14 protein-coding genes and 1 other RNA gene are annotated in these 13,447 nt (G+C 60.8%); 9 read left to right on the top strand and 6 right to left on the bottom strand.

The window, feature by feature from the left end; genetic code table 11:
- The first annotated feature begins 127 nt into the window (after positions 1-127).
- Positions 128-224, top strand: an RNA gene (gene ffs, locus QU606_RS27330) — signal recognition particle sRNA small type.
- 105 nt (positions 225-329) lie between these two features.
- Here the strand turns inward: ffs and QU606_RS27325 are convergent.
- Positions 330-896 (bottom strand): hypothetical protein, encoded by a 567-nt coding sequence (locus tag QU606_RS27325; RefSeq protein ID WP_024076846.1) that lies wholly within the window; start codon positions 894-896, stop codon positions 330-332.
- Positions 897-1,154: 258 nt separating this feature from the next.
- Here QU606_RS27325 and QU606_RS27320 point away from each other — a divergent pair, with 258 nt between their 5' ends.
- Together QU606_RS27320 and QU606_RS27315 are read left to right on the top strand one after the other, a co-directional pair.
- Complete coding sequence (locus tag QU606_RS27320) at positions 1,155-2,201, top strand: N-acetylmuramidase family protein (RefSeq protein ID WP_024076845.1); 1,047 nt, start codon at positions 1,155-1,157, stop codon at positions 2,199-2,201.
- Position 2,202: 1 nt separating this feature from the next.
- A complete protein-coding gene (locus QU606_RS27315; RefSeq protein WP_024076844.1) occupies positions 2,203-2,790 on the top strand; it encodes a hypothetical protein in 588 nt (195 codons plus the stop codon).
- A 58-nt stretch (positions 2,791-2,848) separates the two neighbouring features.
- Here QU606_RS27315 and QU606_RS27310 read toward each other — a convergent pair whose 3' ends face one another.
- Positions 2,849-3,751, bottom strand: coding sequence for a DUF2167 domain-containing protein (locus tag QU606_RS27310; protein WP_168232617.1), 903 nt, complete (start codon positions 3,749-3,751; stop codon positions 2,849-2,851).
- A 61-nt stretch (positions 3,752-3,812) separates the two neighbouring features.
- The gene (locus QU606_RS27305; RefSeq protein WP_102623529.1) at positions 3,813-4,676 is read right to left on the bottom strand and encodes a LysR family transcriptional regulator; all 864 of its coding nucleotides are present in this window, start codon (positions 4,674-4,676) and stop codon (positions 3,813-3,815) included.
- 102 nt (positions 4,677-4,778) lie between these two features.
- Here QU606_RS27305 and QU606_RS27300 point away from each other — a divergent pair, with 102 nt between their 5' ends.
- Positions 4,779-5,738 carry a DMT family transporter gene (locus QU606_RS27300; protein ID WP_102623528.1) on the top strand — a complete coding sequence of 320 codons (960 nt, stop codon included), beginning with the start codon at positions 4,779-4,781 and terminating at the stop codon, positions 5,736-5,738.
- On the opposite strand, the gene QU606_RS27295 is transcribed toward QU606_RS27300, so the two are convergent.
- Positions 5,652-6,023: a VOC family protein gene (locus tag QU606_RS27295; protein WP_069076777.1), complete on the bottom strand. Its 372-nt coding sequence runs from the start codon at positions 6,021-6,023 to the stop codon at positions 5,652-5,654. The two genes, QU606_RS27300 and QU606_RS27295, sit on opposite strands and share 87 nt — an antisense overlap.
- A gap of 255 nt (positions 6,024-6,278) precedes the next feature.
- Between QU606_RS27295 and dnaX the strand changes: the two genes are divergently transcribed.
- The 5 genes from dnaX to QU606_RS27270 all read left to right on the top strand — a co-directional run bounded on the left by dnaX (position 6,279) and on the right by QU606_RS27270 (position 11,887).
- Entirely contained in the window at positions 6,279-8,339 is a 2,061-nt protein-coding gene (gene dnaX, locus QU606_RS27290) for a DNA polymerase III subunit gamma/tau (RefSeq protein WP_193689649.1), read from the top strand.
- Positions 8,340-8,382: 43 nt separating this feature from the next.
- On the top strand, positions 8,383-8,721 hold the full coding sequence (locus tag QU606_RS27285; RefSeq protein WP_017527493.1) for a YbaB/EbfC family nucleoid-associated protein: 339 nt from the start codon (positions 8,383-8,385) through the stop codon (positions 8,719-8,721).
- 132 nt (positions 8,722-8,853) lie between these two features.
- Entirely contained in the window at positions 8,854-9,888 is a 1,035-nt protein-coding gene (locus QU606_RS27280) for an NADP-dependent oxidoreductase (protein ID WP_024076838.1), read from the top strand.
- Between the two features lie 66 nt (positions 9,889-9,954).
- Complete coding sequence (gene recR / locus QU606_RS27275) at positions 9,955-10,557, top strand: recombination mediator RecR (RefSeq protein ID WP_017845247.1); 603 nt, start codon at positions 9,955-9,957, stop codon at positions 10,555-10,557.
- A 181-nt stretch (positions 10,558-10,738) separates the two neighbouring features.
- Entirely contained in the window at positions 10,739-11,887 is a 1,149-nt protein-coding gene (locus QU606_RS27270; protein ID WP_024076837.1) for an acyl-CoA dehydrogenase family protein, read from the top strand.
- Positions 11,888-11,930: 43 nt separating this feature from the next.
- On the opposite strand, the gene QU606_RS27265 is transcribed toward QU606_RS27270, so the two are convergent.
- Positions 11,931-12,479 carry an adenine phosphoribosyltransferase gene (locus QU606_RS27265; RefSeq protein WP_024076836.1) on the bottom strand — a complete coding sequence of 183 codons (549 nt, stop codon included), beginning with the start codon at positions 12,477-12,479 and terminating at the stop codon, positions 11,931-11,933.
- Positions 12,480-12,574: 95 nt separating this feature from the next.
- Complete coding sequence (gene fnr / locus QU606_RS27260) at positions 12,575-13,309, bottom strand: fumarate/nitrate reduction transcriptional regulator Fnr (RefSeq protein WP_016979302.1); 735 nt, start codon at positions 13,307-13,309, stop codon at positions 12,575-12,577.
- Positions 13,310-13,447: the final 138 nt, after the last annotated feature.

Here is a 13,447-nt window from a genome sequence, read left to right as displayed (position 1 = left end):
GATGCTGACGGCCATGGCAAGTACTTGAACCCCTTCATATTTTAATCCGGCACCAACGGTTGTAACTTCCGATGAGATCGGTACAATGGCGCGGCTTGCCGAGAGGCCAGCGTCGTTATGGTGACCCCATCGGTCCCCCCGCAACGATTACCCGTGAACCTGGTCAGATCCGGAAGGAAGCAGCCACAGCGGGAACATTGTGTGCCGGGGTGTGGCTGGTGGGGTTGCCTCCATAACGCTCTTCCTGAATCTTCAAAAATCCTTATTTCTAAAACGCTTTGCTGGCCATTACTGTCTGCGAATCGATTTCTGCTGTGCGCTCCACAGGCTTACGGGCGGTACAGGGGGAATGCCTTTATCACCGGCACTATTTCGTCGCCCAGGGTCTTGGCGCTTTCCCATCGCTCGTCCCTGGTCTGGGACTTGGCCGGGACGTTCCTGGCGAAGTGAAAGATGACGATCGCGCCCGTGCCGGCGTCGCGGTAGTACTTGAAGAAGCTGAATTCAGAGAAATGCCCGTCTTTGCGCAGCGCCGAGGGATAAAACAGCATCAGGTAGAGGATCCCGGTTCGGTTATCTGTTGCCAGGACCGCTGGCATGTCCGGGTTTTCCTGTTGGTGCAACTGCACCGTGCGCTTTCCCAGGTCCAGCGGCTCGAAGCGGTCATCGGGAGGCACAACCGTAAAGTCCACCATTTCAGTCCAGGCGTCGACGCTTTGGTTTTCCGGAAAGTATTCCCACAAGCCGTTTTTCTGGAATTTCAGGACAAATGTCTTACCCGCGAACACCACCGACTTTGTTTCGGCAATGGAGGGGCGTGAGAGGTCTGGAGCGGGCGTCGAGGCACAGCCTGACAGCAGGGCCATGATCGACAAGATCAGCAGAGGGGCTTTCATTTCAATCCTTGAAGGTTTTCAGATACTGGCGTTATGCGCCGGTGACAGTAGCGTAATGAATAGGCAAGCGCCCCGATTATGAAGCACCAGCGTTTTAAGGGTTTATTCGTGAGGGCTCTTTCACAGCTTTTAATGCTCACTCTGGACAACCTCAAACCACCTTGTTAGTTTCCGCCAGCCACTTGTTTCAGAGTATGACAAGTGTTTGTAATTGATATTGAAGTGCCATCACTTCTTTAACTAACAAGGATGTCTGTCATGAAAAGCCTGCAAGGGTTGCCTCGTCTTATCAGTGCTTCAGTAGGCGCTCCCGGCAAAGCCCGAAACTTGCCCGCCGATGTGCAGTGCATCCAGTATTTATTCAATTTGATCATTCCCAAGATGGGTTTTCCGCTGGCCGAGAATGGCAAGTGTGATGGCCAGTTGGTGCAGTGCATCAGCCAGTATCAGTTTCGCCATCTCAAATACGCCCACCCCGATGGCGTGATCGACCCCACCGGTCGCACGTTCAACAGCCTGATCGAAGAGGCGGTGAAGGTGCCCGTCAAAGCCTTCCCGACGATGCGTATCCCCAGCTTTCTCAATGTGTTTGGCAACAACAATGGCGATGCGGTGCAGGCCACGGTCAACGTGTACCTGGACCGCGTGCGCGCGACGATCGAGGCCGAGCGGCGTAACCGCCAATTGATGCTCCAGGCCACGTGCGACGGGGGCATGACCCTCAGCGAAACGGACTTCCAGAACGCCGCCACACAGTTGGGTAGCGGTATTTCGGTAAATATCATCAAGGCCTTCGCCACTGTGGAATCAGGTGGGCGTTCGGGGTTCGGCCCGGCCAAGTTGCCGGTGATCGCGTTTGAAGGGCACTTGTTTCGCAAGTACACCAAGCACATCTACGACCAGGCGCACCCGCTGCTGTCCTACCCCTACAAGAAAAAAGCCGGGCCGCAGTGGCAGGCCAATAACAAGGACCAGGCCAAGGCTTGGGAAACCATGGCCACCGCGTTTGCCCTGGATCAGGAAGCGGCACTCATGTCGGCTTCGTGGGGCATGTTCCAGATCATGGGCTTCAACTTTGCCTCGTGCGGTTACAAGACGGTGTTTGAGTTTTCGGCAGCATTAAAGGTGAATGCCGGCAACCAACTAAAAGCGTTCCTCGGTTTTTGCAGCAAGAGCCCGGCATTGATGAAGGCCATGAAAGCCAAGGATTTTACCGGCATGGCGCGTAACTATAACGGCGAGGACTACGGCAACTACGACGTCCTTATGCAAAAAGCCTACGAAAAACTTGAAGGGAAAAAATAGGATGATCCGTTTTCTAGCGATAGGTGTGTTGTCGTTGTGCGCCGTGGGCCCTGCCTTGGCCGGTTCGGCTGCGTTGCATTCGGGCAAGTACGAAGGGCTGATGCTGGCAGTGACGCCGGAGCATCAGGTCGAAGGGTTCTATTCGGAAGCAATGGGCGAGGGCGTTACCCGCAGTTGCGCGTTTTACCTGCAAGGCAAACCTGAGGCGCTCACCACTTGGCTCGATGAGGCTCATCCCGGCAGCCTGGCGCCTTCGTCCGATGGCGTGACCCTGACGGTGGAAGAGGGCCGCCAGCACCCTGGGTGCATGAACGTGCTGATGCCGGAGATTGCCACCGGCCTGGACCTGACCCAGACCGCCAGTAAAAAATGGATCGGCCTGGTGACGGTATCCGCCGACAAGGCTTACCTGCTGAAGACCCCAGGCGCCAAGACCGCCAAGCGTCCGTATATCGTCAAGCGCGATGTGGTCGGTGTGCTGGCCTTCAAGGACGGCTGGGCCCAGGTCGAGTTCATCAATGCCGACGACCGCTCGTTCAGCGGCTGGATCAGCCAGGATCAATACACTCGTCTAGCGGCGCCTCACTAAGACATCCCCAAAACGCCGCAGTGTGCCAGGCATACTGCGGCGTTTTTGCGTCCGGGGTTCAGGCTTTGTTGCGGTTGAACAGCTTGCGAATCACTGCGAGCAGCGCCACTACGCCGATTACCAGGAACTTCTTCGCGGCCAGCAGGAAGATACCGATCTTGGCAAAGAGCCCGGCCTTGGCGGCAATCCCGCCGGCAACCAACGCGGCGAGGCCGTAAGTGGCGAGCTTGTCGGTGTTCGGGTTGAAGTCGGTATAGAGGTTGCCGTCGGTGAAGTTGGTAAAGGCCAGCACCTTGGGCAATTCTTGCTGGATGGTGGCCAGGTCGGCCATGGCGGCGACGGCGTTGAGTTCCAGCACGCCTTCACGGCCCAGCACGCGAATGCTGTAGTTGAGGGTCGTCTGGTCGGCGTCGTCGGCCTTCAGTTCGCGGGCCCAGTACATCTTGTGGGTGGTGTCGTCGTAGTGCGGCGGCTCCGCCCAGCCCAGCAGGTGCAGGCCCGCGTAGCCTTGTTTCTGGCGTTCCTGGTTCTCTGCTTCATCTTCTTCCTGCATTTGCTTGAGCAGGTCGGCGTAGTCGATTTTTGCCGCATCTTCGTCGGAGATGTGCCCGTCGGCCTTGTAGCTGACGATCACGCCCCAGCCGCGTTGCGACAATGGGCTGACGGCTTTGGGCACGATCATGCCAAGGGTCTTGAAGCCCGGCGGGTTGCCCCAGCCATCGGTCAGCAAGCGCTCGGTATCGGCGGGGTCGAGGTAGTAGAACTCGTCGGTGAGCTTGAGGGTGGCGATGCCGCTGGGCAGGGTGACCGTGCCGGTCTTTTGCTTGAGTGAGGCCAGAAAGTGCTCGGCTGTTTCGGCGGGGGCACTGGCTTCAACGGGGGCAGGCGAGGTATCAGCAACGGCAGGTGCGGCAGGCAGGCTCAGCGCGGCCGCCGCCAACAACAGGCGGAAGTAATTCATGGTAGTCCCTTACATTTTGAATTAATTTTGCGAAAGGATAACCGAAACAACATGTTGCGAGTTAGCCGAAAGTTTCCCGCAACAGCCCGGCGAATGCGTCCCGTGCCAGGTGGCGTTGGGTGTCCTTGTGCCAGAACAGCAGGTTATCCACGGCCGCCAGTTCTTCAAATCGATACGACGCCAGCTGATTGGCCTGCTCATAGCGCGCCAGGATGCCTTCCGGCGCCAGCGCTACGCCAATGCCGGCACTCACACAGCCGATAATCGTGCCCCAACTGGCATAGCTGGCGATGGCCGGCTTGAAGTCGTGGGGCTTGACCCAGTTCTCCAGCGCCGCGCGGTAGGGGCAGCCGGGTGGCCAGACCAGCAGGGTTCGGCCGGCCAGGTCGGCCGCACTGTTGATCGGTGCGCTGGACACACTGGCGATCAGCACCAGCCGTTCGCTGTAGACCACGCTGTGTTCGAGCTTGGTGCGTTGGTTGCCGGCGGCCACCAGCGCCACGTCGAGGCGATGGTGTTGCAGATCGTCCAGCAGTTGCCCCCAGGCACCGGTCACCAGCTCCAGGCTGACGTCGGGGTAGCGTCGATGGTATTCCGCCAGCAACGGCGGCAGGCGGCCGCTGGCGCTGGACTCCACCGCGCCGATGCGCAAGGTGCCACGGGGAATGGCGTTGGCGTCTACGGCGCGTTTGGATTCATCCACCAGCGCGAGGATGCGCTCGCAGTAGTCCAGGAAAATTTCCCCGGCGGCACTGATGGCCAGCCCACGCCCGGCACGGATGAATAACGGTGTGCCCAGCTCGCTTTCCAGCTGCTTGATGCGCGTGGTGATGTTCGACGGCACGCAATGCAATTGCAGTGCGGCCTGGGCCACGCTGCCGGTTTGCGCCACGGCTCTCACCATCTTCAGTTGGGCCAGTTCCATTGCTCAGTTCCACTGATTTCAGAAGTCAGAAACGGTTAATTGTCCTGCGATGTGCCCAGGCCAAGACTGACGGCATTCCTTCCCTGTTTCTGGATGCCGTTGATGAATGCCCCGTCACCCGTAAAGCTTACGCTAGTCATCGCCAGCGTGATTCTCTGTTGGGCCTATTCGCCGATTGGCGTGCACATCGGCCTGCATAGCTACAGTCCGGGCCAGCTGGCGTTGCTGCGATTTCTGATCGCTTCGGTATTGATGGGCGCGGTGGCGCTGGTGCTGGGGATTGGTCGGCCACGTCTGCGGGACATGCCGTGGTTGCTCGTGCTGGGTTTTTTCGGGGTGTTCCTGCACCACACCAGCCTCAATTATGGGCAGCAATGGGTGACAGCGGCGGCGTCCAGCGTACTGGCGCAATCAGCGCCGTTGTTCAGTGTGCTGATCGCGGCGTTCTGTTTGAAGGAGCGAGTCAGCCTTTGGCGGTGGGGCTGTGTGCTGTTGGGGTTGCTGGGCGTGCTGGTGGTGATCTGGGGCGACCAGGGCCTCGGCGAGATGGACCCGCGCGGCCTGTTGATCCTGCTGGCGGCGGCCTCATGGAGTGTGTACTTCGTCATCCAGAAGCACTGTGCGCATCGCTACAGCCTACTGACCCTGGCGTGCTACATGGTGTGGTCGGGCACCCTGATGCTCTGCGTGAACCTGCCTGGCCTGCCCACCGCCGTGGCGCGAGCGCCGTTGGTGGAGAACCTGGCAGTGTTGGTGCTGGGGGTTTTCCCCAGTGCGTTGGCCTACCTGGCGTGGGGGTTCGTGTTAAAGCACGTCGACGTCAGCCGCGCGTCGGTGGCGATGTACCTGATCCCGCCAGTGGCCATGGGGATGGCGGCCACGCTGCTGGGCGAGCACGTAGCCTTGCAGGTGGTGCTCGGCGGGGTGATCGTGCTGGCGAGTGTGGCGGCCATCAGCCTGGAAGGGCGTTGGCGGTCAGGCGCTCAGGCTGAACGCACGCAAGCGGTGGCCGTCGAGGTCCTGGGCGACGAAGGTGTAGCCAAAGTCCAGCGTGGTCGGTGACTGAAGGATCGTGGCGCCCCGTTCTACCCATTGTTCGTGCAGGGCATCGACGGCGGCGGTATCGGCCAGCGAAAAACAGACTTCACCGCCGCCGCCCGTGGCCTGGGCCGCAGGTTCCACGGTATGGCGTGACCACAGGCCGAGCTTCACGCCATGGTCGAGAATGAACAGGGCAAAGGTCGGGTTCAATTCGACCGGTGGCTTGTCCAGCAGGCGGCTGTAGAAATTGGCGCTGGTGGCCGGGCTGTCGACATACAGCAGGAAGTAATGGGCGAGGGTGTTCATGCAGGCTCCTTGAGTACGGGCGGTTATGTGAGCCCAGTCTATAAGGCCGCCCTGTCAGTTCTTGTCAGGAGTGCGCAGGCTGGTCGCAGCAATCATCCATAAAGCGCCCAGGACTACGCGCAGACACTCTCCGGTTCAGGCCATTAAAACGCCAGTCAGGCGAGCTTGGTCAGATTAGGCGAGCGTGCCGGATGCAATTTCCCCCTTGCTCCGCTAGCATTACCGGCTTCCGCTTCCCAGTTGCGACGGTTTTCGATGAGTTATCAGGTTCTTGCACGTAAATGGCGTCCGCGCTCGTTCCGCGAAATGGTCGGCCAGACCCATGTGCTCAAGGCTCTGATCAATGCCTTGGACAGCCAACGGCTGCATCACGCCTACCTGTTTACCGGTACCCGGGGTGTCGGCAAGACCACCATTGCCCGAATTATTGCCAAATGCCTGAACTGTGAGACGGGGATCACATCGACGCCCTGTGGCACCTGTTCGGTGTGCCGCGAGATCGACGAAGGGCGTTTTGTCGACCTGATCGAGATCGACGCCGCCAGCCGCACCAAGGTCGAAGACACGCGGGAACTGCTGGATAACGTGCAGTACGCGCCGAGTCGCGGCCGCTTCAAGGTCTACCTGATCGACGAAGTACACATGCTGTCCAGCCACTCGTTCAACGCATTGTTGAAGACCCTGGAAGAGCCGCCGCCCTACGTCAAATTCATTCTGGCCACCACCGACCCGCAGAAGCTTCCTGCAACTATTCTGTCGCGGTGCCTGCAGTTTTCCCTGAAAAACATGACCCCTGAGCGCGTGGTCGAGCACTTGACCCATGTGCTGGGTGTCGAGAACGTACCGTTCGAAGACGATGCCCTGTGGCTGCTCGGCCGCGCTGCCGATGGCTCGATGCGTGATGCCATGAGCCTCACTGACCAGGCCATTGCCTTTGGTGAAGGCAAGGTCATGGCCGCCGATGTGCGTGCCATGCTCGGCACCCTGGATCACGGCCAGGTGTTCGATGTGCTGCACGCATTGATCGAGGGCGACGCCAAGAAGTTGCTCGAAGCCGTGCGCCACTTGTCGGAGCAAGGCCCGGACTGGAACGGCGTGCTTTCGGAAATCCTCAACGTGCTGCACCGCGTCGCCATTGCCCAGGCGCTGCCTGAAGGTGTCGACAATGGCCATGGCGACCGCGACCGCGTGCTGGCCCTGGCCCAGGCGTTGCCGGCCGAAGATGTGCAGTTCTACTACCAGATGGGCCTGATCGGCCGTCGGGACCTGCCGTTGGCGCCGGATCCGCGCGGTGGTTTCGAAATGGTCCTGTTACGAATGCTGGCCTTCCGGCCTGCCGACTCCACGGACGCCCCGAGACAGCCGCTAAAGCCAGTGGGGATCAGCCAAGCCACAGTTGATTCCGCCAAACCAGTGGCTGGCGCGGCGGTTGTCGCGCCAGTGGTTGCTGCGCCTGCGCCTGCGCCGGTTGCCCCGGCGCCAGAGCCTGTAGTTGTTGCGCCGGAAGTCGCGCCGGAGCCGCTGATCGAGCCCGAGCCGGCCCCAGTGGTTGACCTGCCCTGGAATGACCCGCTGGAGGCTGACGCTGAAGTCGAGTTGCAGCCCGCCGTGGAGCCGGTGCTGGAAACCGCTGGCGAGCAGCCCGAGCTGACGCCGATGCCTACGCCGACCCCGGACAGCGTGGTGCCGGACGCGCCGGAATGGGTCAGCGCGCCCGTGCCTGAGCCCACTGTGGCCCAGGTGGATGCCGCAGTCCCAGGTATCGACCTCGACGACGAACCACCGCTGGACGAAGACTACATCGAACCGGACATCGATTCGGCCTACAGCTACCTGGACGAACTGGCCAGCGAACATGCGGCCGAGCCGGCCCCCGAGCCCGAGGCCGAACCCGCCGCAGCACCTGCTACCGGCCTGGCCCTGCAATGGCTGGAGCTGTTCCCGAAACTGCCGATTTCCGGCATGACCGGCAGCATCGCCGCCAACTGCACCCTGATCGCGATCGAGGGCGACCACTGGCTGTTGCACCTGGACCCGGCCCACAGCGCCTTGTTCAACGCGACCCAGCAGCGCCGACTCAACGATGCCCTTAACCAGTACCATGAGCGCACGCTGACCATTGCCATCGAGTTGATCAAGCCCGAGCAGGAAACCCCGGCCCAGGCCGCGACTCGCCGGCGCCTGAACCGCCAGCGCGAAGCCGAAGAGTCGATCCACGCTGATCCGCTCATCCAGCAAATGATGGAACAGTTCGGTGCGGTCGTCCGTCACGATACTATTGAACCTGTCGAAGCCCCGGTGCCCCAGGCGTCATGACACCGGGCTACTTATTGATCCACGTACTTTTGAGGTGATTCCCATGATGAAAGGTGGCATGGCCGGCCTGATGAAGCAGGCGCAGCAGATGCAGGAAAAGATGGCCAAGATGCAGGAAGAACTGGCCAACGCCGAAGTCACCGGTAAAGCCGGTGGCGATATGGTCAGCGTGGTGATGACTGGCCGTCACGACATCAAGCGCGTGAGCATCGACCCGAGCCTGCTCGAAGGCGTCAGCGATGACGACCGTGAAGTGCTCGAAGATCTGTTCGCCGCCGCCGTCAACGACGCCGTGCGCAAGATCGAAGCCAACAGCCAGGACAAAATGTCCGGCGTGACCGCTGGCATGCAACTGCCGCCGGGTATGAAGCTGCCGTTCTGATCGGCCAGCCTTGGCTAGACTGAAATGCCAGGCATTGCGCCTGGCATTTTTGTTTGTGCCGATCCGATCGAACCCTGGCCCGGCACTCATGGTCTGCACCCTATACCGATGGATTCGATAAGGAGCCCCCTGATGCCTCAAGAACCGACTCTTAACCAGCGCATTGTCCTGGTTTCGCGCCCTCACGGCGCCCCCACGCCAGAGAACTTCCGCCTTGAGCGGGTAACCCTGCCGGAACTGGCGGACGGCCAGGTACTGCTGAAGACGCTGTACCTGTCCCTCGACCCATACATGCGCGGGCGCATGAGCGACGCCCCGTCCTACGCGGCGCCGGTGGAAATCGACGAAGTGATGACCGGTGGCGCTGTCAGCCGTGTCGAGCAGTCGCGCCATCCGAAATTCGAAGTGGGCGAGCTGGTGGTCGGGGCTACCGGCTGGCAGAGCCACAGCATTTCCGACGGCCGCAACCTGATCCCGGTGCCCAAGGGCTTGGCCAGTCCATCCATGGCCCTGGGCGTGTTGGGCATGCCGGGGATGACCGCCTACATGGGCTTGATGGATATCGGCCAGCCCAAGGCCGGGGAAACCCTGGTGGTGGCGGCAGCGTCCGGCGCCGTGGGCTCGGTGGTGGGGCAAGTGGCCAAGCTCAAGGGCTTGCGAGTGGTCGGTATCGCGGGCGGCCCCGACAAGTGCCGCTACGTTGTGGACGAGCTGGGCTTTGATGCCTGTATCGACCACAAGAGCGAGCACTTCGTCGATGAGCTGGCCCAGGCCTGCTTCAAGGGCGTGGATATCTACTTTGAGAACGTCGGTGGCAAGGTTTTCGATGCCGTCATGCCGCTGCTCAACCCCAAGGCACGGATTCCCCTGTGCGGCCTGATTGCTGGCTATAACGCCCATGAAGCGCCCAGCGGGCCTGATCGTTTGCCGGCGCTGCAACGTACCTTGCTGACCAAGCGCGTGCGTATCCAGGGTTTTATCGTGTTTGATGACTACGGTGATCGCCAGCCGGAGTTCCTCAGCGCCATGGCGCCGTGGGTGCGCGACGGCAAGATCAAGTTCCGCGAAGACGTGGTCGACGGCTTGGAGCAGGCACCCGAGGCCTTTATCGGTTTGCTCGAAGGGCGCAACTTCGGCAAGTTGGTGGTGCGTGTCGCGCAGGATTGAGCATTTGACGCTAATCCGAGGCGCGGGTATAAACCGCGTCTCGTTGTTTTGTCGGACCATTCCCCCATGAGCTTCAGCCCCCTGATTCGCCAACTGATCGACGCCTTGCGCACCTTGCCCGGTGTGGGTCAGAAAACCGCCCAGCGTATGGCGCTGCAACTGCTGGAGCGTGATCGCAGCGGCGGCACCCGGCTGGCCCAGGCCCTGAGCCAGGCCATGGAAGGGGTTGGCCACTGCCGGCAGTGCCGCACCCTCACCGAAGAAGAGCTCTGCCCGCAATGCGCCGACCCACGCCGCGATGACACGCTGCTGTGTGTGGTGGAGGGGCCGATGGATGTGTATGCGGTGGAGCAGACCGGTTATCGCGGGCGCTACTTCGTGCTCAAGGGCCACCTGTCGCCCCTGGACGGCCTGGGGCCGGAAGCGATCGGTATTCCACAGCTGGTGGCGCGTATAGAAGCGCAGGGCACGTTTACCGAAGTGATCCTGGCCACCAACCCGACCGTGGAAGGTGAAGCCACCGCGCATTACATAGCCCAACTGCTGAGCAACAAAGGCCTGGTCACTTCGCGCATCGCCCATGGCGTGCCGTTGGGGGGCGAGTTGGAGTTGGTGGACGGCGGCACGTTGGCGCATTCGTTTGCCGGTCGAAAACCGATCGCGCTCTAACGATCACCGCAGGCTCAAGTGTGGGAGGGGGCTTGCCCCCGATAGCGGTGCATCAGCCAATGAATCGTTGACTGACACACTGCCGTCGGGAGCAGGCCCCCTCTCATTTAGGATGTGCATACGGCTTGATAACCAAGCAAGCGCTTGGTAATTTCGCTCCACCTTACCTTGGAGCTTGCCGATGCCTGCCTTCCAGGACTACTTCGACCCCAGCCACCAATTGGTTCGTGACAGCGTGCGCCGTTTCGTCGAGCGCGAAATGCTGCCGGACATTGAGCAGTGGGAGGAGGCGGAAAGCTTTCCCCGGGAGTTGTACCGCAAGGCAGGCGCGGCGGGGATCCTCGGCATCGGTTATCCCGAAGCCCTGGGCGGTAGCCATGAAGGTGATCTGTTCGCCAAGGTCGCCGCCAGCGAGGAGTTGATGCGCTGTGGTTCCGGTGGTGTGGTGGCGGGCTTGGGCTCGCTGGATATCGGTTTGCCGCCGGTGGTCAAATGGGCGCGGCCCGAGTTGCGCGAGCGTGTGGCACCGCAGGTGTTGTCGGGCGAGAAGATCATCGCCCTGGCCGTCACCGAGCCCGGTGGCGGTTCCGATGTGGCCAACCTGCAAACCCGCGCCATTCGCGACGGCGATCATTACCGGGTCAGCGGCAGCAAGACCTTTATCACCAGCGGTATTCGTGCCGACTTCTACACCGTGGCGGTGCGTACCGGTGGGCCTGGCTTTGGCGGCATCAGCCTGTTGCTGATTGAAAAGGGCACTGCCGGTTTTACCGTGGGCCAGCCACTCAAGAAGATGGGCTGGTGGGCGTCCGACACCGCTGAATTGTTCTTCGATGATTGCCGGGTGCCTGTCGCTAACCTGATCGGCGCCGAGAACCTGGGATTTGCCTGCATCATGGGCAACTTCCAGAGCGAACGCCTGGCCTTGGCCCTCATGGCCAATATGACTGCACAGCTTGCGCTGGAGGAAAGCCTCAAATGGGCCGCCCAGCGTGAAGCGTTCGGCAAACCCATTGGCAAGTTCCAGGTGCTCAAGCATCGCCTGGCAGAAATGGCCACCGCCGTGGAAGTCTCAAGGGAGTTCACCTACCGCCAGGCCGCGAAAATGGCCGCTGGCGTCAGTGTGATCAAGGAAATTTCCATGGCTAAAAACCTGGCCACCGACACCGCTGACCGCGTCACTTATGACGCCGTGCAGATACTCGGCGGCCAGGGGTATATGCGTGGCAGCCTGGTGGAGCGGCTGTATCGCGACAACCGCATCCTGTCCATCGGCGGGGGCACCCGCGAAGTGATGAATGAAATCATCAGCAAGCAGATGGGGTTGTGAGGTGTGTTGTCCTTAATGGCTTCATCGGGAGCCCAGGTCACCGTTACCGTTCAGTCAGGGCAAACTGCGTCAGGCAAAAGGTCGGAATCCCCATGTCTTCCAAGCGCTGCGAGCCACCCAGCTCCGGCAGGTCGATGATCGCCGCCGCTTCAAAAAGCCTCGCGCCCATGCGCCGTACCAGGTTCGCCGCGGCGATCAGGGTGCCGCCGGTGGCGATCAGGTCATCGAACATCAGCACCGAGTCACCTTCGCACAGGCTGTCGGCGTGCACTTCGAGGAAGGCTTCGCCGTATTCGGTCTGGTAACCCTCGGTCAGCACATCGGCCGGCAGCTTGCCTTGCTTGCGGAACAGGATCAGCGGTTTGTTCAATTGGTAGGCGAGGATCGAGCCGATCAGGAAGCCTCGGGCGTCCATCGCGCCGATATGGGTGAAGTCGGCTTCGACGTAGCGGTGGGCAAAGCTATCGGCCACCAGGCGCAGGGCGCGGGGCGATTGGAACAGTGGCGTGATATCGCGAAAGATCACCCCAGGCTTGGGGAAGTCGATGACAGGGCGAATCAGGGATTTGATGTCGAACGAATCGAAGATCATCGTCGAAGAGTCCTGGGGCAGGGAAGCGGACTCGAAGTATACCCGCGGCCTCGCGGGTTGGCGCGGCCCCAGGTGTCTGGATCAACCTTTGAACATCAACCTTCCAGCGAACCGCCGGCCAATGCACACAGCTGGATCGGGTCGAGGATATGCACTTCCTTGCCTTCGGCGGCGATCAGCTCGTTCTGTTGGAAACGGGTGAACACCCGCGACACGGTTTCCACGGCCAGGCCAAGGTAGTTACCAATTTCGTTGCGCGACATGCTCAGGCGGAACTGGTTGGCCGAGAAACCACGGGCACGGAACCGCGCCGACAAGTTGACCAGGAACGTCGCAATGCGCTCGTCGGCGGTTTTTTTCGACAACAGCAGCATCATTTGCTGGTCATCACGAATCTCGCGACTCATCACGCGCATCAGCTGACGGCGCAGTTGCGGCAGTTGCAGGGCCAATTCGTCCAGGCGTTCGAAAGGAATTTCGCACACCGATGTGGTCTCCAGGGCCTGGGCCGACACAGGGTGAATCTCGGTGTCCATGCCCGACAGCCCGACCAGCTCGCTCGGCAGGTGGAAGCCGGTGATCTGTTCTTCGCCGCTGTCGCTCAGGCTGAATGTCTTCAACGCGCCCGACCGTACTGCATAGACGGAATCGAACTTGTCGCCCTGGCGAAACAGAAACTCGCCTTTTTTCAGCGGGCGACCGCGTTTAACGATATCGTCCAGCGCATCCATGTCTTCCAGATTCAACGAAAGTGGCAGGCAGAGGGGCGCCAGGCTGCAATCCTTGCAGTGAGCCTGGCTGTGAGCGCGCAGTTTGACTGGCTCGGACATTTCTTAAATCCTTGTGGGAGAACACACATAAGGCGTAAGGGTACCGCACTGGGAGGCGTTGAGGCCAGCGTGTACAAAAAACCAGCATCGGCATAAAGCTTTATGTGTCCAGGTCGATACAAAGGGACGAATGCTTGA

Source organism: Pseudomonas sp. OVF7 (assembly GCF_030644265.1).
GTDB lineage: Bacteria > Pseudomonadota > Gammaproteobacteria > Pseudomonadales > Pseudomonadaceae > Aquipseudomonas > Aquipseudomonas gorinensis.
Note: the sequence above shows the minus strand (reverse complement) of the source record. Positions and strands in the feature narration are given on the sequence as shown.

Bases quoted from the DNA above. Each gene is read 5' to 3' on its own strand.
- QU606_RS27300 (WP_102623528.1), top strand. From the start codon at position 4,779: ATGAATGCCCCGTCACCCGTAAAGCTTACGCTAGTCATCGCCAGCGTG.
- QU606_RS27295 (WP_069076777.1), bottom strand. From the start codon at position 6,023: ATGAACACCCTCGCCCATTACTTCCTGCTGTATGTCGACAGCCCGGCC.
- QU606_RS27280 (WP_024076838.1), top strand. From the start codon at position 8,854: ATGCCTCAAGAACCGACTCTTAACCAGCGCATTGTCCTGGTTTCGCGC.
- QU606_RS27270 (WP_024076837.1), top strand. From the start codon at position 10,739: ATGCCTGCCTTCCAGGACTACTTCGACCCCAGCCACCAATTGGTTCGT.
- QU606_RS27325 (WP_024076846.1), bottom strand. From the start codon at position 896: ATGAAAGCCCCTCTGCTGATCTTGTCGATCATGGCCCTGCTGTCAGGC.
- QU606_RS27310 (WP_168232617.1), bottom strand. From the start codon at position 3,751: ATGAATTACTTCCGCCTGTTGTTGGCGGCGGCCGCGCTGAGCCTGCCT.
- QU606_RS27305 (WP_102623529.1), bottom strand. From the start codon at position 4,676: ATGGAACTGGCCCAACTGAAGATGGTGAGAGCCGTGGCGCAAACCGGC.
- fnr (WP_016979302.1), bottom strand. From the start codon at position 13,309: ATGTCCGAGCCAGTCAAACTGCGCGCTCACAGCCAGGCTCACTGCAAG.
- recR (WP_017845247.1), top strand. From the start codon at position 9,955: ATGAGCTTCAGCCCCCTGATTCGCCAACTGATCGACGCCTTGCGCACC.
- QU606_RS27320 (WP_024076845.1), top strand. From the start codon at position 1,155: ATGAAAAGCCTGCAAGGGTTGCCTCGTCTTATCAGTGCTTCAGTAGGC.
- QU606_RS27265 (WP_024076836.1), bottom strand. From the start codon at position 12,479: ATGATCTTCGATTCGTTCGACATCAAATCCCTGATTCGCCCTGTCATC.
- QU606_RS27285 (WP_017527493.1), top strand. From the start codon at position 8,383: ATGATGAAAGGTGGCATGGCCGGCCTGATGAAGCAGGCGCAGCAGATG.
- dnaX (WP_193689649.1), top strand. From the start codon at position 6,279: ATGAGTTATCAGGTTCTTGCACGTAAATGGCGTCCGCGCTCGTTCCGC.
- QU606_RS27315 (WP_024076844.1), top strand. From the start codon at position 2,203: ATGATCCGTTTTCTAGCGATAGGTGTGTTGTCGTTGTGCGCCGTGGGC.